Here is a 25,961-nt window from a genome sequence, read left to right on the forward strand (position 1 = left end):
GCCTCGACCCCGGGTGTCCGCCGTCAGCGGTAAGTTGATCTCCGACATGACGATCGCCACTGAGACGGATCAGCTGCTGGACGGGCTCAACCCCCAGCAGCGCAAGGCCGTGCTGCACGAGGGCACGCCACTGCTGATCGTCGCGGGTGCCGGGTCGGGTAAGACGGCGGTGCTCACGCGCCGCATCGCCTACCTGCTGGCCGCCCGTGACGTCGGGGTGGGGCAGGTGCTGGCCATCACCTTCACCAACAAGGCCGCCGCCGAGATGCGGGAGCGGGTGGTCGAGCTCGTCGGGCCGCGGGCCAGATCGATGTGGGTCTCCACCTTCCACTCCACCTGCGTGCGGATCCTGCGCAACCAGGCGTCGCTGCTGCCAGGGCTCAACTCGAACTTCTCGATCTACGACTCCGACGACTCTCGCCGGTTGCTCATGATGATCGGCAAGGACATGGGCCTGGACACCAAGCGGTACTCGCCGCGGCTGCTGGCCACGTCGATCTCCAACCTGAAGAACGAGCTGATCGATCCCGACAAGGCGGCCTTCGAGGCGTCGGAGGGCGAGGACGACCTTGCCCGCATCGTCGCCCAGGCCTACGCCGAGTACCAGCGGCGGCTGCGGGCGGCGAACGCGCTGGACTTCGACGACCTGATCGGTGAGACGGTCGCCGTGCTCCAGGCGTTCCCCCAGATCGCGCAGTACTACCGCCGGCGGTTCCGGCACATCCTGGTCGACGAGTACCAGGACACCAACCACGCCCAGTACGCATTGGTGCGCGAGTTGGTGGGCCACGATCTGGAAGAGGGCGCCGACGGCGTGCCGCCGGCCGAGCTGTGCGTCGTCGGTGACGCCGACCAGTCGATCTACGCCTTCCGCGGTGCCACCATCCGCAACATCGAGGACTTCGAACGCGACTACCCCAACGCGACGACGATCCTGCTCGAGCAGAACTACCGGTCGACGCAGAACATCCTGTCCGCAGCGAACTCCGTCATCTCCCGCAACTCGGGGCGCCGGGAGAAGCGGCTGTGGACCGACGCCGGGGAGGGCGAGCTGATCGTCGGCTACGTCGCCGACAACGAACACGACGAGGCGCGGTTCATCGCCGAGGAGGTCGACGCGCTCACCTCCCGCGGGGACGTGAACTACTCCGACGTCGCCGTGTTCTACCGCACCAACAACTCCTCACGCGCCGTCGAGGACGTCTTCATCCGCGCGGGCATTCCCTACAAGGTCGTCGGCGGGGTGCGCTTCTACGAGCGCAAGGAGATTCGCGACATCGTCGCCTACCTTCGGGTGCTCGACAACCCCGGTGACACCGTCAGCATGCGGCGAATCCTGAACACCCCCCGCCGCGGCATCGGCGACCGTGCCGAGGCCTGCGTCGCGGTGCACGCCGAGAACACCGGCGGCTCGTTCAACGACAGCCTGCAGGCCGCCGCCGAGGGGCGGGTGCCGATGCTCAACACGCGCTCGGAGAAGGCTATCGCCGCCTTCGTCGCCTTGCTCGACGAACTGCGCGGACTGCTGGGCGACGAGCTGGGCAACCTCGTCGAGGCCGTGCTGGAACGCACGGGGTACCGCCGCGAACTGGAGGCGTCGAACGACCCGCAGGATCAGGCCCGGCTCGACAACCTCAACGAACTCGTCAGCGTCGCACACGAATTCAGCATCGACCTGGCGAATGCCGCCGCCCTTCGCGAAGAGGAGGGCGAGCCGGTCGACGAGGACGTCCCCGACACCGGGGTGCTGGCCCAGTTCCTGGAACGGGTCTCGCTGGTCGCCGACGCCGACGGCATCCCCGACAACGGGTCGGGTGTGGTGACGATGATGACCTTGCACACCGCCAAGGGCCTGGAGTTTCCGATGGTCTTCGTGACCGGCTGGGAGGACGGCATGTTCCCCCACATGCGTGCCCTCGGCGACCCCCTCGAACTGTCCGAGGAGCGCCGCCTGGCCTACGTCGGCATCACCCGCGCCCGGCAACGGCTGTATCTGAGTCGGGCGAAGGTGCGCTCGTCGTGGGGTCAGCCGATGCTCAACCCCGAATCCCGCTTCCTGCGGGAGATTCCGCAGGAGCTCATCGACTGGCGACGGGTGGAGGCGCCACAGTCGTCGTTCAGCGCTCCCGTCAGCGGGGCGGGTCGCTTCGGCGCGCCGAGACCCTCACCGGCCCGCACCTCCGCGGCGCGCAACCGGCCGGCGATCACGCTGGAGCCCGGCGATCGCGTCACGCACGACAAGTACGGCCTCGGCAGAGTCGAGGAGGTGTCGGGCATGGGCGAATCCGCGATGTCGCTCATCGACTTCGGCAGCGCAGGCCGGGTCAAGCTGATGCACAACCACGCACCCATCCAGAAGCTCTAAGTCGGGTGGTGCCACGGCCCGTCGGCGAGCTCGGCGGGTGCGGGTAGCCGCGGCTCGGCCAGCGGTGGCACCGCACCGAGGACGGGGTTCTGGTCGAGGCGCGCCCCAAGGGTGCGGCCCCGGCCCCAGCCGAGCATCGCGCGGTAGCCGCCAAAGAGGCCTTGTCGGGCCACGGCGTCCTCGTCGGCATGCGGGCTGTCGGGTCCCACCGGGGTCGACGTGGGTGCGACGTACAACGCGTCGGTCGGACAGTAGGCCTCACACATGAAGCACGTCTGACAGTCGGACTGCCGGGCGATCACCGGCACTCCGTCGGTGCCGCGGTCGAAGACGTCGGTCGGGCAGACCTTCACGCAGAGGTCGCAGGCGATGCACGCTGCGGCGCTGACGATCTCGATCATGCGGCGGGCTCGGCGGAGACGAACCGGGGCAGCACCGGGTCGGGTGAGGTCCACACGGTGTCCAGGCCGCCCACCAGGATCCGATGGTCGAACCGGTGGTCCCGGGCGGGGACGTCCTCCCGACGATGCAGGCCGCGACTCTCGGCGCGGGCCAGTGACGCCGCGGTCGTCCAGCGTGCGGCGGCGACCATGGCGATCGCCTCGCGCGGTTTGTACGACGCCCGGCGCGGCACGGGGGCCAGACCTTCGGAGACGTCGCGCCACAGGGATTCCAGCGCCGCGGCTGACTCGGCCAGGCGAGACGCCGACTTCAGGTAGCTGCGCGACGGCGGCAGCACGTGGGATTGGGTGGCGCGCACGACCTCGTCGACTGTCGGTGCGTCGACGCCACCGGTCCGGACGCCCCCATGGCCGGTGTCCCGCCTCGCCGACGTGACCCGTCCACGGCCGAACTCCGCGGCCCCGCGACCGGCGAACGTGCCCGAGGCGATCGCCCACGACCCGTTGCGACTGCCGCCACCACTGACCGACCCGGTGATCAATTCGCGCGTCGCCGCGTCACCGGCGGCGAACAGGCCGGGAACCGTTGTCGCACAATCGGGTCCGGTCAGTCGCAGACCGCCCGTCCCGCGAACGGACCCCTCGTGGATCATGCGGATCGGGTAGGCCATCGTGAACGGGTCGACGCCCGCCTTGTCCAGCGGAAGGAAGTAGTTCGGCTGGGCGTCGCGCATCGTCTGGCGAATGTCGGCGGGGGCCCGGTCCAGTCGGGCGAAGACCCGCTCGCCGCGCGCCAGGGCGCGCTGAGCGTCCTGTCGGCCACCCAGCCCCAGCTGGGTCGGCAGCGGTTGGCCGTGCTCGTCGTAGAAGCTGCCCCACTGCAACATTCGTCCCTTGGTGTGCACGCCCCACTCCGGAGCCAGGGCGTAGGCGCCGGAGAACTCCATGCCGGACAGGCTGGCGCCGAGCTCGGCGGCCATCAACAGCCCGTCACCGGTGTCGACGTTCGTGCCGAAGGTGCCGGACATGAAGGCGGTGCCGCCGGTGGCCAGCACCACGGCTCCGGCGTGGATCCGCCACGGCCGTCCGTCGTCCTGCCGGGCGATGCCCCGGGCCCCGTCGACGACTCCGTCCGCGTCGGCGCAGAGTTCCAGAGCCGGGTGGTGGTCGAAGATGCGGACCCCGCTGCGGTGGGCCTTGCGGCGCATGCGCCGCATGTACTCCGGGCCCTGCAGGCTGCTGCGCAGCGGCTGACCGTCGGGTGCCGACGGAAACGGATACCCCCACCGGGCCAGCAGTTCCACCCGATCCCACGAGGTGGCCAAGACCCGCGACATCCAGTCGGCGTCGGTGAGTCCGCCTGCCGCCAGCTCGGACTCGCGCATCGACTGCTCGCGGCGCGGTCCTGGCGGAATCAGCCACAGGTTGTTGCCACCGGATGCCGTGGCGCCGGTGGTACCGCAGAAACCCTTGTCCACCAATGCGACTCGGACTCCCGCCTCGGCGGCGGAGATGGCCGCCCAGGTGGCCGCGGGGCCACCCCCGATCACCAGGACGTCGGTGGTCAGCTCGTCGGCGTCAGGAGGGCTGCTCATGCCCGACCTCTTCGTGGACCCCCAGTTCGGCGAGGAGGGTGCGGCGCAGGTCGTCGAAACCGTCGTCCCCCCTGCTGCGGGGAAAGGGCAGGTTCACCCGCCGGTCGAGGGACACCCGGCCTTCGGAGAGCACCACCACGCGGTCCGCGAGCAGGATCGCCTCGTCGACGTCGTGGGTGACGTGCAGGACGGCCATGTGCCTGCGCGACCACAGGTCGTGCAGCAGGCGGTACATCTTCAGGCGGGTCAGGGCGTCGAGCGCGCCGAACGGCTCGTCGAGCAAGAGCAGGTCGGGTTCGCGAACCAGGGCTCTGGCCAGCGAAACACGTTGCGCCTCACCACCGGAGAGCATCAGCGGCCACGACCGGGCCTTGTCGGCCAGGCCGACCTCGGCGAGCGCGGCACGGCCGCGCGCGTCCCGGTCGGCCGCATCGGGTCCGCCGTCGGCCAGGGCGAAGGTGACGTTGGCCAGGGCGCGCCGCCACGGCAGCAACCGGGGGCTCTGGAAGACGACGGCGCGGGAGCGGGGTGCGACGACCGAGCCGGTGACCTGCTCGTCGAGTCCGGCGACGGCGCGCAGCAGTGTGCTCTTGCCCGAACCCGACCGGCCCAGCATCGCCACGAATTCGCCGTCGGCGATGTCGAGTTCGAAGTCGTCGAGCACCTGCTGAGACCCGAAGTTGCGGCGCAGCGCTCGGATCGTGACGACCGTCTGCGTCACGAGACGCCGTCGAAACCGTTGCGCCAGGACAGCAACAGTCGCTCCAGCAGCCGAACCAACGCATACGACAGCAATCCGGCGACGGCGTAGATGACGATGACGAGCAGCGAGACGTCGAACTGCAGATTGGTCTGCGCGCGAGACATCAGGTAGCCAATGCCCTTGGTGGTGTTGATCATCTCGGCGAAGATCAGGCTGAGCCAGGCGCTCGACAGCCCCAGCCGCAACCCCACCAGGAAGTTCGGCATCGCCCCCGGCAGGATGACCTGGGTGATGAGCGTGCTGCGCCGCGCCTTCAGGGTCTGGGCCATCTCGACCAGTTGACGGTCCACACCTCGGATTCCGGCGTAGGTGTTGATGTAGATCGCAATGGCCACACCCGTGGTGATCAGCACGATCTTGGGCCCCTCACCGATGCCCATCCAGATGATCAGCAAGGGGGTGAGCGCGAAGTTGGGCACGGCCTTGAAGACCTGCATGGTCCAGTCGAGGAGATCCTCGCCCGTTCGAGTCAGCCCCGCGAGCACCGCGAGTGCCGATCCGATGAGGATGCCGAGGACGGTGCCGGTCAGGACGCGCGTCGCCGACGCTCCGATGTGGGTGGCCAGTTGACCGTCGTCGAGCAGCCGCCACGCGGTGGCGGCGACCTGCGCGGGCGGCGGGAACAGATCGGGGTCGAGCCACCCGGTCGCCGCCCCGACGGCCCATGCGGCTAGGAGGGCGACGGGGCCCGCCATGCGGCGTACCGCGCGGGGGGTACGCGCCCAAAGTCCGCGCCTGGTGCGGTGTTCGGCGACGACCTCGATCAGGTCGGGTGCCGGCCGAGTGGTCGCCGCCGGGACCGCGGCGGTGGTCACTTCGTGGCGCCGATCCACTCGGTGACGGAGTACTGATTGGCCAGCGAGCCGTCGGCCTCGAGGAAGTCGTAGGCGTCCTGCAGCTGCTTGACGCCGATCTGGGGGAACGGCTCGGTGTTGAATTCGTCGGCCTGGGTGGACTTCTTGACGTCCTCGAATTTGGTGCCGTCGGTATCGGCGACCCAGTGCAGGTAGTCGTCGAAGTTCTCTTGGATGTCGGCGTTGACCGCGGTGACCGCCCGCTGCCATGCGGCACGGAAGTCGGGGTGGGCCTCGGTGAATGAGGTCAGGGCGACGTTGGTTCCGGTGCTGCCCATGCCGTGTCGCGACAGGCTGTCGATGATGGGGTAGCCCTTGTTCTGCAGATCCACCGAACTGGCGCCGCTGAGCACCGTGGCGTCGATCTGGCCCGAGCTCAGCCCGGCGATGGACTCGGGGGTGGGCACGTCCTTGACCTCGATCTTGCCGGTGAGGCCGGCCGCTTCGATGAGCTGGCGGGCGGCCCGGTCACGGATCGTGCCTTGCGGGGCGGTCACGTTCTTGCCGACGAGTCCCTCGATGGTGGTGGGCCCTCCGCGGGCTCCGACGAGCTGCATGTCGCTGTTGACCGAATCAAACGACAGGAGGACCACTTTCGGGTCGCGGCTGCGCGCCCGCAGGGCGGGGTTGTCGCCCACGGCGGCGACGTCGACCGCGCCCGCGATGAGCGCCGAGACCGCGTCCCCGCCGGACTGGAAGAACGAGTACTCGATCTTGTCGACCCCGGCGGCCTTCAACTCCCTGTTCAGGATGCCCTGACGGTCGCCCCACCCCAGCGATCCCGCAGGCGTTCCCGTCACCGACGTCGCCCCGATCCGGAGGGTGTAACCGCCGGAGTCGGCGGGGCCGCCGCTGCAGGCGACCGCCGTCGTGGTCAGCGCGGCGACGGTCAAGACATGCAGAATTCGCCTGAACATTGGAGTGAAGCCTCCGGATCGGATTCGTGACAGACCAGAACCTTCACTACAGCCGATTCACAGGTGGGGGTCGATCCTTACGCTCGTGTTGACCGGAACGCTCCACGGTCGATCCGACGAGCTAGTCGCCCTGGCTCAGTCGCACCAGCGGCCGGTAGCCGGGAGCAGCGCCAAGGTGATGGCAGCCACCGGCAGGATCGGAATGCCGTAGACCAGTCGAGGCAGGTCGGCGCCGGCGACGAAGAGGCCGGCAAAGATCATCAGCGCGACGATCGAACCGACGACGATGAGCAACCGGCCGATGCGTTGTCTCAGCAGCAGCGAGATCAGGCCGCCGATGGTGGCCGCGGCAGACACCGCGGTGAGGAAACCTATTGCGATGCAGAACAATTCGTCGGTTCCCCACCACCCGCTGATGAGGGACGTGGCGATGACGGCCGTGGCCCAGCCACTGATGATGCTGACGGTGGCAGTGGCTGACGCGGCGAGCGGGCTCCGACGGCTGGCCTGCTGCCGAGGTGCCTGCGGCGGTGCGACCGACGGCACGGGGACGGCCTGCGGGATGAAGCTGGTCTGCGGTTCGGGTGTGGCGGGAAACGCGCCGGTGGGGTGGCGGCGGATGATGCCGGTCTGTTGCTCCGCGAAGTTGGACGTCGGTGGCGCGCCTGCTTCGGGCTGCCGACGGATGATGCGGGTTTCCTCGGACGGGGGTCCGTCGGACGTCACCGGTCAGCCGACGTAGTTACCGGGGCTCAAGCCCTTGGCGGCGAGCCACGGCACCGGGTCGATGAAGTCGGTGCCGTTCTTCAAGACCGAGAAGTGGCAGTGCGGGCCGGTGGACTGGCCGCGGTTGCCGATCGTCGCGATCTGGTCGCCCGCCATGACGCGTTCGCCGGGGGTGACGAGCCAGGTGTTGACGTGGCCGTACAGGGTGACGGTGCCGTCGGCGTGGCGGATCTTCACCCAGGCGCCGTAGCCGGCGGTGAGCCCGGCGTCGGTGACCACACCGTCGGCGACGGCGTAGATCGGAGTGCCGATGGAGTTCGCGATGTCGATGCCGGCGTGCAGGACACCCCAGCGGTAACCGAAGCCGGAGGTCCACACCCCACGGGTGGGCATGACGTACATCGGCCGGGAGAGCCGGGCTTCGCGTTCGGCGCGCTCGGCGGCGAACGCGGCGCCGTTGGCGAGCTCCTGGCTGTGTACGGACTCGCTGGCCACCGGGGCAACCGTGACGATCTGCATGCCGTCGGAGGATCCGGAGATGGCGGCGCCGTCGACGAAGGCGTTCGGTCCGGCCGCGACCATCTGGTCGACGGGTGCCTTGTCGGAGGCGTTGACGACCGAGTAGGCGGCGGCTGCAGTGGCGCCGACGGCCATGGCCGCGGCCACCAGGCGGGCCTTGACGTGGTCGTCGCCGACCTTGCGATGTAGGCCACGGCGGAACGACATGTCGATGACGTCGGTGTCTGCAAGGCCGTCGCTGACGTCGGTGTAGCTGTCGCGGTACGCGTGGCGCGAGCGGGGCTGGGCCTGCGCGGTCGGCCGGAACTGCGCGGGGACGGCCAGACGCAGCGGCGTCAGGTCGTCGGTGTCGTGCAGGTCGTCGAGCTCGGGGGCGCGGATGACGAGCGATTCGCGGTCGAAGGCCGCGGTGTTGCTGAAGTCCAGCTCGTCGAGATCACCGAACTCGTTGAACGGGATGATGTCGGTGGTGGTGGCGTCGAAGTGGGTCGTCGAGGTTTCACGAGATGCCCGTGATGAACCTTGCTCAGCCAACCTAGATGTCCTTCGCGCCGTGACCGTTCCGTTACTCAGACCAGAGGCACGTTAACCAAATTCCAATGTTGGTGGCAACCCGTGGCCATATTCCGCCGAATATTGTGACTTGTATCACTACAAGGCGGCCGGTGAGATGTACCACATGAAAGGTGGGCGGTGCGGATCACATTGGGGTGTGTGGATAAAGTTCCTCCCGAGCCATTCTGGCCGAAACGTAGAGAAACAACCAATCAGTCAACGCAGACAGACTAGGGAGATCCGGGGAAACGCATGGATCTATTCGAATACCAGGCGAAGGAATTGTTCGCCAAGCACAACGTTCCCACCACCCCCGGACGGGTGACCGACTCGGCGGAGGACGCCAAGGCCATCGCCGAGGAAATCGGCAAGCCCGTCATGGTGAAGGCCCAGGTCAAGGTGGGCGGTCGCGGTAAGGCCGGCGGCGTCAAGTACGCAGCCACGCCCGAGGACGCCCTCACCCACGCGCAGAACATCCTCGGCCTGGACATCAAGGGCCACGTCGTGAAGAAGTTGCTCGTCGCCGAGGCCTCCGACATCGCCGAGGAGTACTACATCTCCTTCCTGCTGGACCGCTCCAACCGGACCTACCTGGCCATGTGCTCGGTCGAGGGCGGCATGGAGATCGAAGAGGTCGCCGCCACCAAGCCCGAGCGCCTCGCCAAGGTCCCCGTGGACGCCGTCAAGGGTGTCGACCTGGCCTTCGCGCGCTCGATCGCCGAGCAGGGCCACCTGCCCGCCGAGGTGCTCGACGCCGCCGCGGTGACCATCCAGAAGCTGTGGGAGGTGTTCATCGGCGAGGACGCGACCCTGGTCGAGGTGAACCCGCTCGTCCGCACCCCCGACGACCAGATCCTCGCCCTCGACGGCAAGGTCACCCTCGACGCCAACGCCGACTTCCGTCAGCCCGGGCACGAGGAGTTCGAGGACAAGGACGCCACCGATCCCCTCGAGCTGAAGGCCAAGGAGAACGACCTCAACTACGTCAAGCTCGACGGCGCGGTCGGCATCATCGGCAACGGTGCGGGTCTGGTGATGTCCACCCTCGACGTGGTCGCCTACGCCGGGGAGAAGCACGGCGGCGTGAAGCCCGCCAACTTCCTCGACATCGGCGGTGGCGCCTCGGCCGAGGTGATGGCCAACGGCCTCGACGTCATCCTGGGCGACGAGCAGGTCAAGAGCGTCTTCGTCAACGTGTTCGGCGGCATCACCGCCTGTGACGCGGTGGCCAACGGCATCGTCGGCGCGCTGAAGAAGCTTGGCGACAGCGCCAACAAGCCGCTGATCGTCCGCCTCGACGGCAACAACGTCGAAGAGGGACGCCGCATTCTCGACGAGGCCAACCACCCCCTGGTCATCCAGGCCGAGACCATGGACGCCGGTGCCGACAAGGCCGCCGAGCTGGCCAACAAGTAAGGGGCACTCGAATGTCGATCTTTTTGAACAAGGACAGCAAGGTCATCGTCCAGGGCATCACCGGCGGCGAGGGCACCAAGCACACCGCGCTGATGCTCAAGGCAGGCACGCAGGTCGTCGGTGGCGTGAATGCGCGCAAGGCCGGAACCACCGTTGAGCACGTGGACAAAGATGGTGCGGCAATCAGTCTCCCGGTCTTCGGTTCGGTGGCCGAGGCCATCAAGGAGACAGGCGCCGACGTGTCGATCGCCTTCGTCCCGCCCGCGTTCTCCAAGGACGCCATCATCGAGGCCATCGACGCCGAGATCCCATTGCTCGTCGTCATCACCGAGGGAATCCCGGTGCAGGACAGCGCCTTTGCGTGGGCCTACAACGTCGAGAAGGGTGAAAAGACCCGAATCATCGGCCCGAACTGTCCCGGCATCATCACACCCGGTGAGTCGCTGGTCGGCATCACGCCCAACAACATCACCGGCAAGGGCCCGATTGGCCTGGTGTCGAAGTCGGGCACGCTGACCTACCAGATGATGTACGAACTGCGTGATCTCGGCTTCTCGACGGCCATCGGCATCGGTGGCGACCCGGTCATCGGCACCACCCACATCGACGCCATCGAGGCGTTCGAAAAGGATCCCGAGACCAAGGTCATCGTGATGATCGGCGAAATCGGCGGCGACGCCGAGGAGAAGGCCGCCGACTACATCAAGGCCAATGTCACGAAGCCGGTCGTCGGCTACGTCGCCGGCTTCACCGCACCCGAGGGCAAGACGATGGGCCACGCCGGCGCCATCGTGTCCGACGGTGCCGGTACCGCCGACGGCAAGAAGGTGGCTCTGGAGGCTGCCGGCGTCAAGGTCGGCAAGACGCCGTCCGAGACCGCCAAGCTGGCCCGGGAGATCTTCGAAAGCCTGTAACGAATCGTCGAGTGTGCGGCCAGATCGCGAATCCGTCGGGATTCACGATCTGGCCGCACTTTCGTTTGGGGGGTTGGCGGTGTTACCGCAACGCGTCTCGGTACCAGGCGATCGTGTGCGCGATGCCGTCCTCGTGGCTAGTCAGCGGGAGGGGCCCGAAGGTGCGATCGAACGCGGCGTGGTCGACGATCCACGGCTTGGTCCGCTGGTGGTCGAGTTCGCCGTAGCCCCGTAAGCGCTTGTCGTACAACGACATCAGTCGCGGGACCGCGCCTGGCAGCCGAAGGGGTCTGCGAATCCGGCCCGAGATCGACCCGGCCAGGGAGATGAAATCCGAGACCGCGAGGGTCTCTGCCGCCGGCGTGTGCCACACTCTGCCGTCGGCGCGATCGTCGTCGCCCAGGACGACGAGCGCCTTGGCGGTGTCGACGGAGTAGCCGAAGGTATGCGGAAGGTCGAGCGGGGCGAACCACAGCGGGTTGCGCCCACGGGCGAGCGGTTCGAGGACGAGTTCGTCGGGCAGCGACATTCGGGCATCTGGGCCGTAATAGTCACTGACTCGGCCGATCGTCACCCGTACCCGGCCCCGTTCGTGCGCGTCGAGGAGTGTGCGGCCGAGTCGAGACCGCAGTCTCTCCTTGGGGCCGACGGGTTTCTCGGGGGTCTGCTCGCTGATCGGACCGTCGACCGGTCCGTAGGCGTAGAGGTTGTCGGTGAACACCAGCTTCGCGCCCGCGGACTCCGCCGCGACGATCGCGTTGTCGACCATGGCGGGGAACGTGTCGAGCCAGTTCGGGTACGGAACATTCGCGGCCAGGTGCACGACCGAGGCTCCGCGGCACGCGGCGACTGCCGCCGAGCGATCCAAGATGTCGGCGCGGTGATTGGCGACGCCGACCGGAATGCCGTTGCCACTACGCGTCACCCCGCGCACCTGGTGGCCGAGCGCGACGAGCTGGCGGGCGATCTCGGCGCCGAGTCCACTGCCGGCGCCGAGCACCACGGTCGTCGCATCTGACGTCGTCATTGAATCCCCTGGGGTCGGATGGCGGCCAGTCGACGAAAGCCGCTGCCGTGGAAGATGAGTGGCTCGCGGCCGTCGGCGGCGCCGTCGACGAAGACAGCACTTGAGCCGACCGTCGAACTCCAGCGAAGATTGGCGAATCGGTCCCGCCCCTTGGCTGCAAGCGTCCGACAGGTGTCAGCCTGGGAATGCGACAGCAGGCTGACGCCGACACGTGGCATCCTCCGCAGCGTCGGCCACGTCGTCGACGTCTCGGCCATTGCCACGGACACCAGCGGTGGTTCCAGGGAGATCGGTGTGAAGGAACTCGCGGCCACCCCGTGTGGTGTTCCCGACGCATCGAGTCCGCACAGCGCGACGACACTCTGGGGGATCTGGGCGAACAGCACGCGCAGGGCGGCGGGGTCCGACGGGACGGCGTCGAGCTTCATGACTGAGGCCCGGGTGCGGGGGAGTGCGGAGTGCGAAGGTAGCCGCCGGCCTCGAGTTGGTTCATCAGTCCACCGGCGTCGAGGACGTCGACGATGAAGTTCGGAAACGGCACGAACGTGTGTGTGCTGTCCCGTGTGACGTCGTGCAGCGTGGCGGCGCGCAGGTCGATCTCCAGGAGGTCACCCTCGGCGAGGATCTCGCGGGCGTGCGGAAGGGTGATCGCGGGCAGCCCGTAGTTCAGGACGTTGCGGAGGAACAGCGAGTTGAACTGTTCGGCGATCAAGCAACTCACCCCGTGTTGCAGGAAGAGCTCACCCACGGGTCGGCTGGACCCGATGCCGAAGTTCCGGCCCGCCACCACGACGTCTCCCGGCTGCACGAGGCTGGGCCAGTCGGGACGCGTCGCGTCGAACATGTGCTGCGCCGCTTGCGCGATGGGCATCTTCATGGCGAAGCCGGGATACATGTCGTCGGTGTTGACCTCGTCGCCGAAGACCCAGGCCTTGCCGCGAGCGATCAGTGGTCTCACGAGTCGACCACCGCCGTCGCAGGCGCGGTGATGTACCCGGCGACGGCCGACGACGCGACGGTCGCCGGTGAGGCCATGTAGATGGATGCCTCGGTACTTCCCATCCGGCCGCGAAAGTTGCGGGTGCTGGCGGTGATGCACACTTCGTCGGGGGCCAGGACTCCCATGTGGTAGCCGAAGCACGCTCCGCAGGTCGAGTTGGTCACGACCGCGCCAGCGTCGACGAGGGTGGACACGTAGCCAAGGTCGACCGCGTCCTTGTAGACCCGTTGAGAAGCGGGCGTGACGATCAGCCGAACGCCGTCGGCCACCCGGCGGCCCGCGACGACGCTCGCAGCGACTTCGAGATCGGCGAGTTGGCCGTTGGCGCAGGAGCCGATGAACGCCTGGTCGATCCGTACTTCGGTGAGTTCATTTGCCGGCGAGGCGTTGTGGATGACCGTGCCGGGCCGGGCGACCATCGGCTCGATGGTGTCGAGGTCGACCACGCGTACTGCGGCGTAGCGGGCGTCGGCGTCGGCCTCGCGCGCTGTGAAGGTGGCCCCCGGTGCGGTCTGCGACACGTGTCGGAGGCACACGTCGTCGGCCGGGAACAGCGTGAAGTCGGCGCCGATCTCGGCGCCCTGGGTGGCGATGGTGCGGCGGTCGCTCATCGGCACGCTCGCCAATCCCGGCCCGCCGAACTCGAGTGCATGATCGGTGGCGTCTCCGTATCGACCGGCGATGGCAAGGAAGACGTCCTTGCCGTTGACGTGGGGTGGTTTGGTGCCCACCAGTTCGTACCGGATCGTTTCGGGAACCCGGTGCCAGGTCTTGCCGGTACACAGCATCTGCAGGATCTCGGCGGGCCCGAGGCCTCGGGCGGCGGAGTTCATTGCCCCCGCGGCGCAGGTGTGCGAGTCGGTACAGGCCACGACGGTTCCGGGGAGTGCCAAGCCTTGCTCGTCGATCACCTGGTGCACGATCCCGTGCCTGCCGACGTCGAAGAAGCGCTCGATGCCGTGTTGGCGCGCAAAGGCTCTCGCCCGGGTGCCGTGCACGGCGTCACGCACCGTGGGGGCGGGGACGGCGTGGTCCATGACGACGGCAACCTTCCGGGGGTCGTGCACGGCCACGATGTCGGCCAGGCGGAGTTGGGCGAACTGCACGTCGATCACCACCGTCATGTCCACGTCGCAGGTGACGATCTGCCCCGGCGTGACGTCGGCGTGGCCCGACGACGCGGCGAGAATGGCCTCGATCATCGTGTTAGGCACGCGCGTCACCGCTGGCGTAGGTCGCGCGGAGGTCTTGCCAGAAGGGCAGGTCGAGCATCGTGAAGAATTCGTGCGGCGATGCCGTGCCGGTGCCGCTGACGTCGCCGCTGCCGAGGGCGTCGAGGGCTGCCGTGATTCCCCGAACGGCTCCGCCGATTCCTGCGGCGGGCGCGATGACCAGCGCGTAGCCGAAATCTTGGAGCTGGCTCAGCGTGACCTCGGGGGTCTTGCCCCGGGGGACGAGATTGAACAGCACCGGTGCCTCGACTTCCCGTGGTATGCGCGCGATTTCGTCCACGGTCTCGGGTGCCTCGACGAAGATGACGTCGGCGCCGGCGTCGACGTACAGCGCCGCCCGGCGCAACGCCTCGTCGAGCCCGTATGCGGCCCGCGCGTCGGTGCGCGCGATGACGAGCATGTCGGTCCGCGCGTCGGCGGCGGCGCGGATCTTGGCGGTGAACTCGTCGGCGTCGACGACCGTCTTGTCGTCGAGGTGGCCGCAGCGTTTGGGGAAGATCTGGTCCTCGATCTGGATGCCGGCGACGCCGAGGCGCTCGTACTCGATGACCGTGCGGTAGAGGTTGGTCACGTCGCCGAAACCGGTGTCGGCGTCGGCAATCAGGGGTTTGGACAACACGCGGGCGATTGCCGCGAGCTGCGTGACCATTTCGGTCATGGTCGTCAGACCGACGTCCGGCAGGCCGACCGCCGAGGCGGATACTCCGGCACCCGTCAGGTAGGCGAGTGGAGACGTCGAGTGCTCCACTACGGCCGCCGAGATTCCGTCGTAGACGCCGGGGGCCACGACGAGCTCTTCGCCCTCGATCAGTTCCCGTAGCAGCGCCGCCGTCGCGGCGCTACCCGAGGCCCTCGGCGCGGCGCAGTCGGCGTGGGGTGCGGATGTCGAGGACATAAGCGTGGAGTCCATTCAGTGGATGTGAAAACCATACAGTGGTGACGCTAAGACGGGGCGATCAGGCTGTCAACACCGTGTATCAGTTTCGCGAGGCGGCTTTTGGTGCATTGACACCGGCACAATCCGGTGACTACGGTCACTCCGTCTGACGGAATTGAAAACCATCTAGTGGAGCCGAGGTGCCAGGTGACGGAAGACGGATCAGTTCGGGTGATCGAGCGGGTGTGCTTGGTTCTGGACTGCTTCTCCAAGAGGCAACCGCGACTTCAAGTGGGCGAGATCCGCGACATCACGGGTCTGCCCGCCACCACGGTGGCCCGCATCGTCAAGAATCTCGTGGTGCAACGCCTGCTCGAGCGGGACGGGAACTACTACCGGCTCGGCCTACGGGTGCTCGTCTGGTCGGCTCCCGCCCGGGCCGCGTCCGACCTCATGGTTGCCGCCGGACCGGTGATCGACCAGATTCGGGATCTGACGGGCGAGACCACCGGCATCTACGTCCGCCAGGGCGCCGTCCGCGTCGGCGTCGCCATCGCGATGTCCGAGCGGTCGATCGTCTTCAACGGATACGTCGGTCAGGTGATGCCCATGCACGCCGGCGCCGCGGGAAAGGCCTTCATGGCCTTCGATCCCGACGCGCTGGCGGCGGCCCTGGCCGCAGGCCTCACGCGCTTCACCGACGCGACCACCACCGATGCCGCGCAACTTCGCCGCACGCTCGAGGTCGTCCGTCGGGAAGGGTGGTCCTACACCTCCGAGGAGCGCGAGCCGGGGCTCAGTTCGATTGCCGCGCCGATCTTCGACTCGTCCGGCGACATCACCGCCGCCATCGCCGTCGGCGGTCCGACCTTCCGGCTCACCGCCGCGGCGTCGGCCGAATTCGGTCCACTGATCGCCGCCGCCGGGCTGTCGATCTCCCAACGCCTGGGCCACGTCGCCCACCTCGACGACCGGGACGCCGCAGCGGCCACTCGGACACACTAGGCCAGAAGCCTCAATCCTCAACGAGCACAACGAAATCGACAGGAAGAGTCAGATGCCCGCACCCCTCGCCACCGACCTCGCCGAAGGTAGATCGCACCTGGCCATCTACGACGACGAGAACAAGCTCAAGTTGGGCACGTTCGCGACCAACGTCAGCTACGGACTGAGCATCAGCGAGGCCCCGACGACGTACGAAGTGAGCTGGGAGCACACCCGCAAGCTTGCACGGCAGAGCGACGCCATGGGACTCGACATGGTCGTTCCCGTCAGCCGCTGGCGTGGTTTCGGCGGAGCGACCAACTTCAACGGCGAGTCGTTCGACACCTACACCTGGGCGGCCGGCCTGGCGCAGGTCACCGAACGCATCATGGTCTTCGCCACCTCGCACGTCCCCGTCATCCATCCGATCGTCGCCGCCAAACAGGCCGCCACCGTCGACCACATCTCCAACGGACGGTTTGGCCTCAACCTCGTAATGGGCTGGTTCACACCAGAACTGGAGATGTTCGGTTCCTCGCAGCGAGAGCACGACGAGCGTTATCGCGTGGGCGACGAATGGCTTCACATCGTCAAGCGACTGTGGACCGAGGAGGACCCGTTCTCCGTCGACGGCGCGTTCTATTCGGTCAAGGATGCTCAGTCCTGGCCCAAGCCGATTCAGCGGCCGCACCCGGTGATCATGAATGCCGGAGCGTCACCGGCGGGGAGCGACTTCTCCGCCCGACATGCCGACGTCAGCTTCATCGCCGTCAAGGATCCGGCCACCGCTGCCGAACGCATTCAGAGGTTCAAGAGCGACGCCTTCGACAAGTACCACCGCAATCCGCTGGTCTTCTCCGGCGCCTACGTGGTGTGCGCCGACACCGAAGAGGAGGCGCATGACCAACTGCGATCCGTCGTCGACGGCGGCGACCGAGAGGCCGCACGAAACCTGATGCAGGTCCTCGGCATCCAGAGCGGCTCGTTCGACGAGATCTTGGCCCAAGCCACCGAGGACGCGTTCATCACGGGATGGGGCACCCCGGTCTTCCTCGGCACTCCAGAGCAGATCACCGATCGCCTGATCGGCCTGGAGAACGCTGGAATCTCGGGCGTGACACTGGGTTTCCACGACTACGAGCGCGGGCTCGAGCACTTCGGCGAGTCGGTGCTGCCGCTGCTGCGCCAAGCCGGACTCCGAGCCTGACGGCCGAACCAGCATCCGAGTATCGGGAAGGGCAATTCGTGGGACGTCTGGATGGAAAGTACGCGGTGATCACCGGCGTCGCCGGTGGAGTGGGGCGAGCGGCGAGCCGTCTGTTCTGCAGTGAGGGCGCATCGGTGGTGGGCGTCGACCTGTCGACTGAGGCCGGCACGGAACTCGAACGCGAACTGACGGCGCAGGGTTACGACTTCACGTTCCGCACCGTCGACGTGTCGTCTGAAGAGCAGGTTGGTCGACTCGCGACCGAGGTGACGGCCGACCGTCTCGTCGACGTGCTGTACAACAACGCGGGAATCATTCTGGGCAAGCACATCTTGGAGTCGACGGTCGAGGACTGGGATCGCGTCCACGACGTCAACTCCAAGTCGGTGTTCCTGATGATTCGCGCCTTCGCGCCCAGGATGACCAACCCGGGCGGGTCCATCGTCAACACGTCGTCGGCCGGCGGCTCGGTGGCGCTGCCCAACATGGCGATCTACGGGGCGGCCAAGGCTGGTGTGGTGTTGCTCTCGCGCGTCGCCGCCGTCGATCTCGCACCGGGCATCAGGGTCAACGCCATCCTTCCCGGCGTCGTCGACACCCCGATGCCGCGAAGCTTCGTCTCGCTGCTGCCCGAGGACCAGCAGGGCGCCGTTCTCGACCATCTGACCGCACAGCACCTCACCGGCCGGTTGGGACGACCCGAGGAAGTGGCCGCGGCGGCGCTGTTCCTCGCAAGCGACGAGTCGTCCTTCGTCACGGGAAGCGCCATGTTCGTCGACGGCGGTGCGACGGCGACGTGAACCAGGACCACCCACGGCGCGGTCTTGGCGCGCTTCTCGTGCCCGTCAGGGCCGGCCAAGCCAAACTCGTCTGGAACCGCCCCGCGCTGAGGGCAACCGACGACCTCGGCCTGACGAGCGCGGACTTCGGCCACGAGTCGACCATTCCACGCGCCCACGCGGCCACCAGAATCGGTGGCGCCAATCGATCGCCGAGCCTGACCTGGTCGGCGGCCCCACCGTCGACCGCCGAACTGCTTCTCGTCGTCGAAGACGTCGACGTCCCGTTGCCCCGTCCGCTGGCGCACGTCGCCGCGCTGATCGACCCCGAGGTGACGTCGCTGCCCGCCGGTGGGCTCAGCGCTTCCACCGTCGGCGACGGCGTCCAGCTCCTGAAGGTCCTGCTCGGAAGGGGATATGAGGGTCCGGCGCCCATCCGGGGCCACGGTCCCCACCGGTATGTCTTCCAACTGTTCGCCCTCGCCGACCCGATCCCGGACCACGCCCGAAAGAACCTCCGGACCGCGTTGAAGACTCCCACGCGCGTGCTGGCCCGCGGTCGACTCGACGGCTTCGTCGAACGGGCGTGACACGTTTGCTCTGGTGAGCGCGGTCGTCCGCCACCGGAGTGAGCGGCGCGAATTGGCGAAACAGGAACGTGTTCTATTAGCCTGGCGAATCAGTACACGCCAGGAGGTTCGCATGCCGGTCGACCCACGCACCCCCGTCGTCGTCGGGGTCGGGCAGTTCACCGAGCGCGTCGACGCCCCCGACTATCGCGGCATGTCGTCGGTCGAGCTCGCCACCGAAGCGGTACGCGCCGCCCTCTCGGACACCGGCGCCGACGAGGTGGCCGTCGCCCGCGCGATCGAGGTGTTCGCCGGGCTGCGGCAATTCGAGATCTGCACGCCGTTCGGCGACCCGCCCCTGGGGGCATCGGACAACTACGTCCGATCGGTGGCCCGCCGCGTGGGGGCCGATCCGGCGCGCGCGATTCTCGAACCCATCGGCGGCAACGGCCCTCAGCATCTGGTGACTGAGCTGAGCGGGGCGATCGCGGCGGGTGAGATCGAGGCGGCGCTGATTCTCGGCTCGGAGAACGGCTCGACGTTGAAGACCTTCGCAGGCCGCGACAACGGGCCAGACCACAGCGAGACCGTCGGCGGCCAACTGGAGGACCGCGGCTACGGCTTCGAGCAGTACATGTCCGAGTACACCGCCACGCATGGGCTGACGGGTGCGCCGGTGCAGTACGGACTGCTCGACAACGCGCGTCGCGGGCGCCTTGGTCTTGGCGTGACGGACTACCGGCACCGGATGGCCGAGCTGTTCGCACCCTTCACGAGGGTCGCCGCGAAGAACCCGTTCGCGTCGTCGCCGGTCGAGCGGTCGGTCGACGAGATCGAGACGGTCACCGTCGAGAATCGGATGATCTGCGACCCCTACCCGCGGCTGATGGTGGCCCGCGACACCGTCAACCAGGGCGCGGCGGCGGTGGTGATGTCGGTCGCCGCCGCCCAGCGCCTCGGCGTGCCGGAGGCCAAGTGGATATATCTGCGCGGCCACGCCGACCTGACCGAGCAGGACCTGCTGGACCGCGTCGACCTGAGCGTCAGCCACGCCGCGAGGAACGCCGTGGCAGAAGCGCTTCGCGGGGCCGGCACCGGCGTCGACGACGTGGCGACCTTCGATCTCTACAGCTGCTTCCCCTTCCCGGTGTTCGCGGTGTGCGACGAGTTCGGCCTCCAGCCCGACGATCCGCGGGGGCTCACGCTCACCGGCGGGCTGCCGTACTTCGGTGGCCCCGGCAACAGCTACTCGCTGCACGGCATCGCCGAGACGGTCGCCCAGATGCGGGACCGCCCAGGGTCGTTCGGTCTCGTCGGCGCCAACGGCGGCGTGATGAGCAAGTACTCCGTCGGCGTGTACTCGACCGTGCCCGCCGAGTGGGCCCCCGACCGCAGCGAAGCGTTGCAGGCAGACATCGCGGCCCTGCCGACGGTCCCGGTGACCCGGCATGCCGACGGCCCCGGGACGATCGAGACCTATTCGGTGCGCTACGACTGGCCGACGACGACGGGTGTGATCATCGGGCGGCTCGCCGCCGACGACACCCGCTTCATGGCGCTGACCGAGGACGACGACCTGGTGGCGCTGATGACCGGGGGAGACCCGCTGGGCGCGACGATCGCCGTGAAGTCGACCGAGGACGGGGTCAACCGCGCGACGCTGGCGTGACGTTCGACCGCGTGCAGATCAGGGCGAGCGCCTCGTTGACCGCGTCCACTCCGTCGTCGCCGATGAGAGTGGCCAAGCGGCCGCGCAACTCGGTCTTCGCGGCGTGCTCCAACACCACGTGGTTGGAGTGGGTGAACACCAGACTGAGCCAATCCTCGGTCGAATAGTGCAGTTCCTCGCGCACCTCGACGCGCTCGGAGGTGAACTCGGTGCGACGCAGCAGCGCCTGCAGCGCGGTCTCGGCGTTGCTGCCGGACGTGGCGGCCGGTGTGGTGACGCCGTACTGGGCGGAGACGCGTTCGAGTTCCCGACGCACCGAGTCGTTGGCGGTGATGCGGTTCCACATCAGCGCCAGTCGCCCGCCGGGGGTCAAGAGCCTCGCGAGCTTCGGCAAGGCCACGTCGGGGTCCACCCAGTGAAACGACTGCCCGAAGGTCACCAGATCGAAGGTGCGGTCACGCGGCTGCCACTGCTCGAAGGTGTTGCGCTCGACCGGGATTCCCTTCGCGGCACAGAGCGCCGCCATCTGCGCGTCGGGCTCGACGGCGAGGACGTCGGCTCCGGCACCTGCGAGCTGAGCCGACGAGATCCCGGTACCCGCCCCCACGTCGAGGACGCGTAGACCTGGCGCTGTCACCAACCGTGCGATCAGCGCGTCGGGATACCGGGGCCGGTAGCGGTCGTAGTCCTCGGCGACCGAGCCGAACGACTCGGCTCGACGACGGTCGGTGAAGACGGGTGCCTGCTCAGCCATGCCACCAGGATGCGCTCTGCGGCTGAGAAGCCTCTGAGGGAGCGGATCAGACCAGAGCCGCGAGCTTGCCCGCCAGTCTCTCCACGTAGCCGGCGACCTCGACTTCGGACTTGTCCGGCAACCCGAAGAGCACCTCGGTGACGCCGAGATCGGCCCAGCGGGCCAGCTTGTCGGGGTCGGGCTTGAAGTCCAGCGCGACGATCTGCGGTGCGCCGTCGCGACCGGCGGCGGCCCAGGTGTCCTGCAGCAGCTTCACGGGCGCGTCGATGTCGAAGTCACGCGGCGTGGTGATCCAGCCGTCGGCCGACTTGGCGATCCACCTGAAGTTCTTCTCGGTGCCCGCGGCGCCGACGAGCACGGGAATGTGCGGCTGAACGGGTTTCGGCCAGGCCCAGCTGGGGCCGAATTTCACGAACTCGCCGTCGTATTCGGCCTCCTCCTGCGTCCACAACGCACGCATCGCCTCCAGGTACTCGCGCAACATGGTGCGGCGGCGCCCCGGCGGCACGTTGTGGTCGGTGAGTTCGTCGGTATTCCAACCGAATCCGACACCGAGGCTGACGCGCCCGCCGGAGAGGTGGTCGAGGGTGGCGATGGACTTGGCCAGCGTGATGCAGTCGTGTTCCACGGGCAGTGCGACGGCCGTCGAGAGCCGCACCCTCGTCGTCACCGCGGCGGCGGTGCCCAGGCTGACCCACGGGTCGAGCGTGCGCATGTAGCGGTCGTCGGGCAGCGACTCGTCACCGGTGGTCGGGTGGGCGGCCTCCCGCTTGATGGGGATGTGGGTGTGCTCGGGCACGTAGAACGTGTGGAAGCCGTGGTCGTCCGCGAGTGTGGCCGCTGCCGCCGGAGCTATCCCGCGATCGCTGGTGAAGAGAACGAGCCCGTAGTCCATGGGCAGAATTAGAACGTGTTCTAGTACCCGGGCGCAAGGTCTGACACCTCGGTGTTGGAATCTGACGGATCAATACCCGTGACCAGTGTCGACCGACCAACTGGGATGACACACCATGACGACCGAACGCATCGCCGACCACGTCAAGTTCGCCTACTGGGTGCCCAACGTCAGTGGCGGCCTCGTGACCAGCGACATCGAGCAGCGCACGGACTGGAATTACGAGTACAACAAGAAGCTCGCGCAGACCGCGGAGAACAACGGCTTCGAGTACGCCCTGTCCCAGGTCCGGTACGAAGCCAGTTACGGCGCCGAATACCAGCACGAATCCACCAGCTTCAGCCTCGCCCTACTGCTGGCCACCGAGCGGCTCAAGGTCATCGCCGCCGTCCACCCCGGCTTGTGGCAGCCCGCGGTGCTCGCCAAGCTGGGCGCGACGGCGGACCACCTCAGCAACGGCCGCTTCGCCGTCAACGTCGTCTCGGGCTGGTTCAAGGACGAATTCACCCACCTGGGTGAGCCGTGGCTCGAACACGACGAGCGGTACCGCCGCAGCGCCGAGTTCCTCCAGGTGCTGCGCAAGATCTGGACCGAGGACGACGTGGACTTCCGCGGCGACTTCTACCGCATCCACGACTTCACCCTCAAGCCCAAGCCGGTCAACACCCCGGAGCGGCCGAACCCGGAGATCTTCCAGGGCGGTAACTCGACCGCCGCCCGCCGCAACGGCGGGCTGTACTCCGACTGGTACTTCTCCAACGGCAAGGACTTCGACGGCATCACCGAACAGGTCGTCGAGGTTCGCGACCACGCCCGCACCGTCGGCCGCGAGGTCAAGGTGGGCCTCAACGGCTTCATCATCGCCCGTGACACGGAAAGAGAAGCAAAGGAAGTCCTCAAGGAGATCATCGCCAAGGCCAACAAGCCCGCCGTGGAGGGCTTCCGCGGGGCCGTGCAGCAGGCGGGCAACGCGACCGGCGACAAGAAGGGCATGTGGGCGGACTCGTCGTTCGAGGACCTCGTTCAGTACAACGACGGCTTCCGGACCCAGCTGATCGGCACGCCCGAGCAGATCGCCGAACGCATCGTCGCCTACCGCAAGCGCGGCGTCGACCTGATCCTCGGTGGGTTCCTTCACTTCCAGGAGGAGATCGAGTACTTCGGCGCCAAGGTCCTCCCGCTGGTGCGCGAAATCGAACGGTCCGAAGAGGATTCACGCGACCAGCCGGTGCTGGTTTCGGCCTGACACCTCGTCGCGCTGGCGTGCGCACGGGCCGACCCCAAAGCTTGGTGCGCTAGCGTGGGTGAACCAATCGCCCATCAGAGGAGGGGACATGTCGTACCCATCGGGCCCGCCCGGTAACTCCGGTTACCCGTCCGGGCCGTCCGCGGGGCAGTATTCCGCGCCCGCGCAGCACTATGGACAGACTCCGGAGGCGGCACCGGCCGGCCCAAGCAAGTTGCCCGTCTACCTGGCCGCTGCCGTCGCGGTACTCGGATTGTTCGTCTACCTGGCCAACTTCGGCCCGGTGTTCACGATCAACGCACCGAATCTGCCCGGCTTCGGCCCGATCGGTGGATCGGTGAGCACGACGCCCATCGGGATCACGCTCGCGACCGCGGTGGCGCTCGTCGCCGCCCTGCTCGCCGGGGCCAGCCTGCTGCCCAAGCTTGGCCGGTCCTACACCTGGGTCGCCATCCTCTCGGTGCTCGCACTGCTGATCGTGCTGTCTCAGATCGTCGGCCTGCCCTCGGGCGTGACGTTCGGCTGGGCGCTGTACCTGATCATCGTCTTCTCGGTGCTCCAGGTGATCGCGGCCGTTGCCGCGCTGCTGCTGGAGGCAGGCGTCGTCAGCGCCCCCACCCCCAAGCCGAAGTACGACCAGAACCCGTACGGCCAGTACGGCGCGCCGGGGCAGTACTACGGTCAGCCGCAGGGTCAGCACCAGCACACCGCGCCGCTGCACCAGCAGGGCCCCGGCCAGCGCGGTGGATACCCGCAGCCGCAGTACGGCGGCTACCCCAACAACCCGACGACCGGTGGCTTCGGCGCTCAGCCGACCTCGCAGCCCGGTGGTCAGCAGACCCCGCAGTCCGGCCAGCAGACCCCGCAGCCGGGCCAGCAGACCGGGTCGCACGAGAACGGCTCACCCACGCCGCCGACGGGATTCCCCGCCTTCGGATCGCCGCAGGGATCGCTTGGCTCTCAGCCGACCCAGTCGTTCGAAACGCAGCCACCACAGCAGCAGGCTGCGCCGCAATCCGCCCCGCCACCGTCATAATCGCTAGCGGCGCGCACGCACCCGTCGCGCGCGGGAGATCGTGCGAGGAGCGACGCAGCTAGTGGACAACCGGCCAGTCGGCACGCGGCAGGCGCGCGACCTGCTTCGGGTCGCGTTCGGGCCGTCGGCCATCGCCGTCGCGGTGATCGCCGCCGTGGTGCTGGTGCAGTTGGTCATCGCCAACAGCGACATGACCGGTGCGTTCGGGGCGATCGCCAGCATGTGGCTCGGCGTCCACGGGGTGCCGGTCTCGATCGGCGGCGCCGAACTCGGCGTCATGCCACTGCTGCCGCTGCTGCTGATGGTGTGGGGGACCGCCCGCACCACGGCAGCGGCGACCAAGGCAGGCACGTCCTGGTTCGTGATCCGGTGGATCGTGGCATCGGCCCTCGGCGGCCCGCTGCTGATCGCCGCCGTCGCTCTGGCGGTGATCCACGACGCGTCCTCGGTGTTGACGGAACTTCAGACGCCGGGGGCGACGCTTGCGTTCGGCTGCGTGCTGACGGTGCACCTGGCAGGCGCGCTCATCGGCGTCGGACCCAGGGTGGCGCCCCGGTTGCTTCGACTGCCCTACGTGCCCGGCTGGTTGCCGGAGGCGTTCCGCGCGGCCTCGGTCGGCGTGCTGGCGTTGTTCGGCCTGTCCGGGGTGATCGCGGCCGGGTCGATGGTCCTGCACTGGGGCACCATGGACACCCTGTTCGGCATCACCGACTCGGCGTTCGGTCAGCTGAGCCTGACACTGCTGTCGATGTTCTACGCCCCCAACGTGATCGTCGGGACCGCGGCGGTCGCCGTCGGCTCGAGCGCGCACATCGGGCTGGCGACGTTCAGTTCCTTCACCGTGCTGGGCGGCGACGTGCCCGCCCTGCCCATTCTGGCGGCGGTGCCCAGCCCGCCGCTGGGACCCATCTGGGTGGCGCTCTTGATCGCCGCCGCAGCCGCGGGCGTGGCCGTCGGCCAGCAGTGCGCGCGGCGTGCCGAACCGTTGCCCGAAGCCGCGGGCAAGTTGGTGGCGGCGGCCGTCATCGGGGCCGTGGCGATGGCGCTGCTCGGGTACGCCGGCGGCGGCCGACTCGGCAACTTCGGCGACGTCGGCGTCGACCAGGCCACCTTTGGTCCCGCGGTGTTCATCTGGTTCGTCGCGGTCGGCGGCCTGACCGTCGTGATGAGCGGGGGGCTGCGGCGTCGGTCGAAGACCCGTACCGCCCCGGTCGCGGCGCCAGAGCCCGAGCCCGAGCCCGAGCGGGACGTGGAGCCGGAGACGGCGCCGGTGGCGACCGTCGGGGAGTCCGAGTCCGAGTCCGAGCCCGAGCCGGATGTCGAGGAGTTCCTGGAACCCGAAGCGTTCGAGCCCGAAGTGTTCGAGCCCGACGTGATCGAAGCCGAAGTGATCGAACCCGCACCCGAGCCTCGCCGCGATCCCGAGCCTCGCCGCGACCTCGAAGTCGAGGCCCGACCCGAGATCGAGGCAGAGGTCGTGCCCGGGCCGAGATCCGAGCCCGAGGCGCGGATACCGCCGCGCTCGATGCGGCCGACCCACCGCGATGCGCTCGACTTCGACGACGACCCCGAGGCGCACTACTTCGCCGACGACGACCTCTCTGCCGGGGAAGACCACACCAGCGACGGGTCACACCGCCCCGCCGATTAGGCTGCATCGC

At 68.1% G+C, this 25,961-nt stretch carries 25 protein-coding genes; 11 read left to right on the forward strand and 14 right to left on the reverse strand.

Going from position 1 to position 25,961, the window contains the following annotated elements; genetic code table 11:
- Positions 1–46 precede the first annotated feature (46 nt).
- Positions 47–2,365 carry a DNA helicase PcrA gene (pcrA, locus tag H7K45_RS01790; protein ID WP_263994002.1) on the forward strand — a complete coding sequence of 773 codons (2,319 nt, stop codon included), beginning with the start codon at positions 47–49 and terminating at the stop codon, positions 2,363–2,365.
- On the opposite strand, the gene H7K45_RS01795 is transcribed toward pcrA, so the two are convergent.
- From H7K45_RS01795 to H7K45_RS01825, 7 genes are all read right to left on the reverse strand, one after another.
- Complete coding sequence (locus tag H7K45_RS01795; RefSeq protein ID WP_263994004.1) at positions 2,362–2,766, reverse strand: 4Fe-4S dicluster domain-containing protein; 405 nt, start codon at positions 2,764–2,766, stop codon at positions 2,362–2,364. The two genes, pcrA and H7K45_RS01795, sit on opposite strands and share 4 nt — an antisense overlap.
- Positions 2,763–4,361: an FAD-dependent oxidoreductase gene (locus H7K45_RS01800; RefSeq protein WP_263994005.1), complete on the reverse strand. Its 1,599-nt coding sequence runs from the start codon at positions 4,359–4,361 to the stop codon at positions 2,763–2,765. The genes H7K45_RS01795 and H7K45_RS01800 overlap by 4 nt, the downstream gene beginning before the upstream one ends.
- Positions 4,345–5,082: an ABC transporter ATP-binding protein gene (locus H7K45_RS01805; RefSeq protein ID WP_263994006.1), complete on the reverse strand. Its 738-nt coding sequence runs from the start codon at positions 5,080–5,082 to the stop codon at positions 4,345–4,347. The genes H7K45_RS01800 and H7K45_RS01805 overlap by 17 nt, the downstream gene beginning before the upstream one ends.
- Entirely contained in the window at positions 5,079–5,957 is an 879-nt protein-coding gene (locus tag H7K45_RS01810; protein ID WP_372512485.1) for an ABC transporter permease, read from the reverse strand. The genes H7K45_RS01805 and H7K45_RS01810 overlap by 4 nt, the downstream gene beginning before the upstream one ends.
- The gene (locus H7K45_RS01815; protein ID WP_263994008.1) at positions 5,936–6,895 is read right to left on the reverse strand and encodes an ABC transporter substrate-binding protein; all 960 of its coding nucleotides are present in this window, start codon (positions 6,893–6,895) and stop codon (positions 5,936–5,938) included. Before H7K45_RS01815 ends, H7K45_RS01810 begins: the two co-directional genes overlap by 22 nt.
- A 135-nt stretch (positions 6,896–7,030) precedes the next feature.
- The gene (locus H7K45_RS01820) at positions 7,031–7,621 is read right to left on the reverse strand and encodes a hypothetical protein (protein WP_263994009.1); all 591 of its coding nucleotides are present in this window, start codon (positions 7,619–7,621) and stop codon (positions 7,031–7,033) included.
- A 3-nt stretch (positions 7,622–7,624) separates the two neighbouring features.
- On the reverse strand, positions 7,625–8,674 hold the full coding sequence (locus H7K45_RS01825; RefSeq protein ID WP_372512486.1) for a M23 family metallopeptidase: 1,050 nt from the start codon (positions 8,672–8,674) through the stop codon (positions 7,625–7,627).
- A gap of 273 nt (positions 8,675–8,947) precedes the next feature.
- Here H7K45_RS01825 and sucC point away from each other — a divergent pair, with 273 nt between their 5' ends.
- A complete protein-coding gene (gene sucC / locus H7K45_RS01830) occupies positions 8,948–10,111 on the forward strand; it encodes an ADP-forming succinate--CoA ligase subunit beta (RefSeq protein WP_263994010.1) in 1,164 nt (387 codons plus the stop codon).
- Positions 10,112–10,122: 11 nt separating this feature from the next.
- On the forward strand, positions 10,123–11,025 hold the full coding sequence (gene sucD, locus H7K45_RS01835) for a succinate--CoA ligase subunit alpha (protein WP_263994012.1): 903 nt from the start codon (positions 10,123–10,125) through the stop codon (positions 11,023–11,025).
- Between the two features lie 82 nt (positions 11,026–11,107).
- On the opposite strand, the gene H7K45_RS01840 is transcribed toward sucD, so the two are convergent.
- Genes H7K45_RS01840 through H7K45_RS01860 form a run of 5 tightly spaced genes read right to left on the reverse strand, consistent with a single transcriptional unit; the run spans position 11,108 to position 15,194 of the window.
- Positions 11,108–12,052 carry an NAD-dependent epimerase/dehydratase family protein gene (locus H7K45_RS01840; RefSeq protein WP_263994014.1) on the reverse strand — a complete coding sequence of 315 codons (945 nt, stop codon included), beginning with the start codon at positions 12,050–12,052 and terminating at the stop codon, positions 11,108–11,110.
- Entirely contained in the window at positions 12,049–12,480 is a 432-nt protein-coding gene (locus H7K45_RS01845; RefSeq protein WP_263994015.1) for a flavin reductase family protein, read from the reverse strand. Before H7K45_RS01845 ends, H7K45_RS01840 begins: the two co-directional genes overlap by 4 nt.
- Positions 12,477–13,010 (reverse strand): LeuD/DmdB family oxidoreductase small subunit, encoded by a 534-nt coding sequence (locus H7K45_RS01850; RefSeq protein ID WP_263994016.1) that lies wholly within the window; start codon positions 13,008–13,010, stop codon positions 12,477–12,479. The genes H7K45_RS01845 and H7K45_RS01850 overlap by 4 nt, the downstream gene beginning before the upstream one ends.
- Positions 13,007–14,266, reverse strand: a complete 1,260-nt coding sequence (locus H7K45_RS01855; RefSeq protein WP_263994017.1) for a 3-isopropylmalate dehydratase large subunit — start codon at positions 14,264–14,266, stop codon at positions 13,007–13,009. Before H7K45_RS01855 ends, H7K45_RS01850 begins: the two co-directional genes overlap by 4 nt.
- Complete coding sequence (locus H7K45_RS01860) at positions 14,259–15,194, reverse strand: isocitrate lyase/PEP mutase family protein (protein ID WP_263994018.1); 936 nt, start codon at positions 15,192–15,194, stop codon at positions 14,259–14,261. Before H7K45_RS01860 ends, H7K45_RS01855 begins: the two co-directional genes overlap by 8 nt.
- A 174-nt stretch (positions 15,195–15,368) precedes the next feature.
- Here H7K45_RS01860 and H7K45_RS31420 point away from each other — a divergent pair, with 174 nt between their 5' ends.
- The 5 genes from H7K45_RS31420 to H7K45_RS01885 all read left to right on the forward strand — a co-directional run bounded on the left by H7K45_RS31420 (position 15,369) and on the right by H7K45_RS01885 (position 20,369).
- Positions 15,369–16,166: an IclR family transcriptional regulator gene (locus H7K45_RS31420; RefSeq protein ID WP_263994019.1), complete on the forward strand. Its 798-nt coding sequence runs from the start codon at positions 15,369–15,371 to the stop codon at positions 16,164–16,166.
- 52 nt (positions 16,167–16,218) lie between these two features.
- The gene (locus tag H7K45_RS01870; protein ID WP_263994020.1) at positions 16,219–17,352 is read left to right on the forward strand and encodes an LLM class flavin-dependent oxidoreductase; all 1,134 of its coding nucleotides are present in this window, start codon (positions 16,219–16,221) and stop codon (positions 17,350–17,352) included.
- A 38-nt stretch (positions 17,353–17,390) separates the two neighbouring features.
- On the forward strand, positions 17,391–18,152 hold the full coding sequence (locus H7K45_RS01875; RefSeq protein WP_263994021.1) for an SDR family NAD(P)-dependent oxidoreductase: 762 nt from the start codon (positions 17,391–17,393) through the stop codon (positions 18,150–18,152).
- Positions 18,149–18,721, forward strand: a complete 573-nt coding sequence (locus H7K45_RS01880; RefSeq protein WP_263994022.1) for a YbhB/YbcL family Raf kinase inhibitor-like protein — start codon at positions 18,149–18,151, stop codon at positions 18,719–18,721. Before H7K45_RS01875 ends, H7K45_RS01880 begins: the two co-directional genes overlap by 4 nt.
- 112 nt (positions 18,722–18,833) lie before the next feature.
- Entirely contained in the window at positions 18,834–20,369 is a 1,536-nt protein-coding gene (locus H7K45_RS01885; protein WP_263994023.1) for an acetyl-CoA acetyltransferase, read from the forward strand.
- Here the strand turns inward: H7K45_RS01885 and H7K45_RS01890 are convergent.
- On the reverse strand, positions 20,347–21,123 hold the full coding sequence (locus H7K45_RS01890) for a class I SAM-dependent methyltransferase (RefSeq protein ID WP_263994024.1): 777 nt from the start codon (positions 21,121–21,123) through the stop codon (positions 20,347–20,349). The two genes, H7K45_RS01885 and H7K45_RS01890, sit on opposite strands and share 23 nt — an antisense overlap.
- A gap of 46 nt (positions 21,124–21,169) precedes the next feature.
- Entirely contained in the window at positions 21,170–22,018 is an 849-nt protein-coding gene (locus H7K45_RS01895; RefSeq protein ID WP_263994025.1) for an LLM class F420-dependent oxidoreductase, read from the reverse strand.
- Positions 22,019–22,133: 115 nt separating this feature from the next.
- On the opposite strand from H7K45_RS01895, the gene sfnG reads away from it, so the two are divergent.
- From sfnG to H7K45_RS01910, 3 genes are all read left to right on the forward strand, one after another.
- Complete coding sequence (gene sfnG, locus H7K45_RS01900; RefSeq protein ID WP_263994026.1) at positions 22,134–23,264, forward strand: dimethylsulfone monooxygenase SfnG; 1,131 nt, start codon at positions 22,134–22,136, stop codon at positions 23,262–23,264.
- An 88-nt stretch (positions 23,265–23,352) separates the two neighbouring features.
- Complete coding sequence (locus H7K45_RS01905) at positions 23,353–24,300, forward strand: DUF5336 domain-containing protein (protein ID WP_263994027.1); 948 nt, start codon at positions 23,353–23,355, stop codon at positions 24,298–24,300.
- A 61-nt stretch (positions 24,301–24,361) separates the two neighbouring features.
- Entirely contained in the window at positions 24,362–25,951 is a 1,590-nt protein-coding gene (locus H7K45_RS01910) for a cell division protein PerM (RefSeq protein ID WP_263994028.1), read from the forward strand.
- Positions 25,952–25,961: the final 10 nt, after the last annotated feature.

The organism is Mycobacterium yunnanensis (genome assembly GCF_025823185.1).
In the GTDB taxonomy this organism is placed as follows: Bacteria; Actinomycetota; Actinomycetes; order Mycobacteriales; family Mycobacteriaceae; genus Mycobacterium; species Mycobacterium yunnanensis.

Bases quoted from the DNA above. Each gene is read 5' to 3' on its own strand.
- H7K45_RS01795 (WP_263994004.1), bottom strand. From the start codon at position 2,766: ATGATCGAGATCGTCAGCGCCGCAGCGTGCATCGCCTGCGACCTCTGC.
- H7K45_RS01800 (WP_263994005.1), bottom strand. From the start codon at position 4,361: ATGAGCAGCCCTCCTGACGCCGACGAGCTGACCACCGACGTCCTGGTG.
- H7K45_RS01840 (WP_263994014.1), bottom strand. From the start codon at position 12,052: ATGACGACGTCAGATGCGACGACCGTGGTGCTCGGCGCCGGCAGTGGA.
- H7K45_RS01895 (WP_263994025.1), bottom strand. From the start codon at position 22,018: ATGGACTACGGGCTCGTTCTCTTCACCAGCGATCGCGGGATAGCTCCG.
- sucD (WP_263994012.1), top strand. From the start codon at position 10,123: ATGTCGATCTTTTTGAACAAGGACAGCAAGGTCATCGTCCAGGGCATC.
- H7K45_RS01845 (WP_263994015.1), bottom strand. From the start codon at position 12,480: ATGAAGCTCGACGCCGTCCCGTCGGACCCCGCCGCCCTGCGCGTGCTG.
- H7K45_RS01885 (WP_263994023.1), top strand. From the start codon at position 18,834: ATGCCGGTCGACCCACGCACCCCCGTCGTCGTCGGGGTCGGGCAGTTC.
- H7K45_RS01890 (WP_263994024.1), bottom strand. From the start codon at position 21,123: ATGGCTGAGCAGGCACCCGTCTTCACCGACCGTCGTCGAGCCGAGTCG.
- H7K45_RS01870 (WP_263994020.1), top strand. From the start codon at position 16,219: ATGCCCGCACCCCTCGCCACCGACCTCGCCGAAGGTAGATCGCACCTG.
- sfnG (WP_263994026.1), top strand. From the start codon at position 22,134: ATGACGACCGAACGCATCGCCGACCACGTCAAGTTCGCCTACTGGGTG.
- sucC (WP_263994010.1), top strand. From the start codon at position 8,948: ATGGATCTATTCGAATACCAGGCGAAGGAATTGTTCGCCAAGCACAAC.
- H7K45_RS01860 (WP_263994018.1), bottom strand. From the start codon at position 15,194: ATGGACTCCACGCTTATGTCCTCGACATCCGCACCCCACGCCGACTGC.
- H7K45_RS01815 (WP_263994008.1), bottom strand. From the start codon at position 6,895: ATGTTCAGGCGAATTCTGCATGTCTTGACCGTCGCCGCGCTGACCACG.
- pcrA (WP_263994002.1), top strand. From the start codon at position 47: ATGACGATCGCCACTGAGACGGATCAGCTGCTGGACGGGCTCAACCCC.
- H7K45_RS01905 (WP_263994027.1), top strand. From the start codon at position 23,353: ATGTCGTACCCATCGGGCCCGCCCGGTAACTCCGGTTACCCGTCCGGG.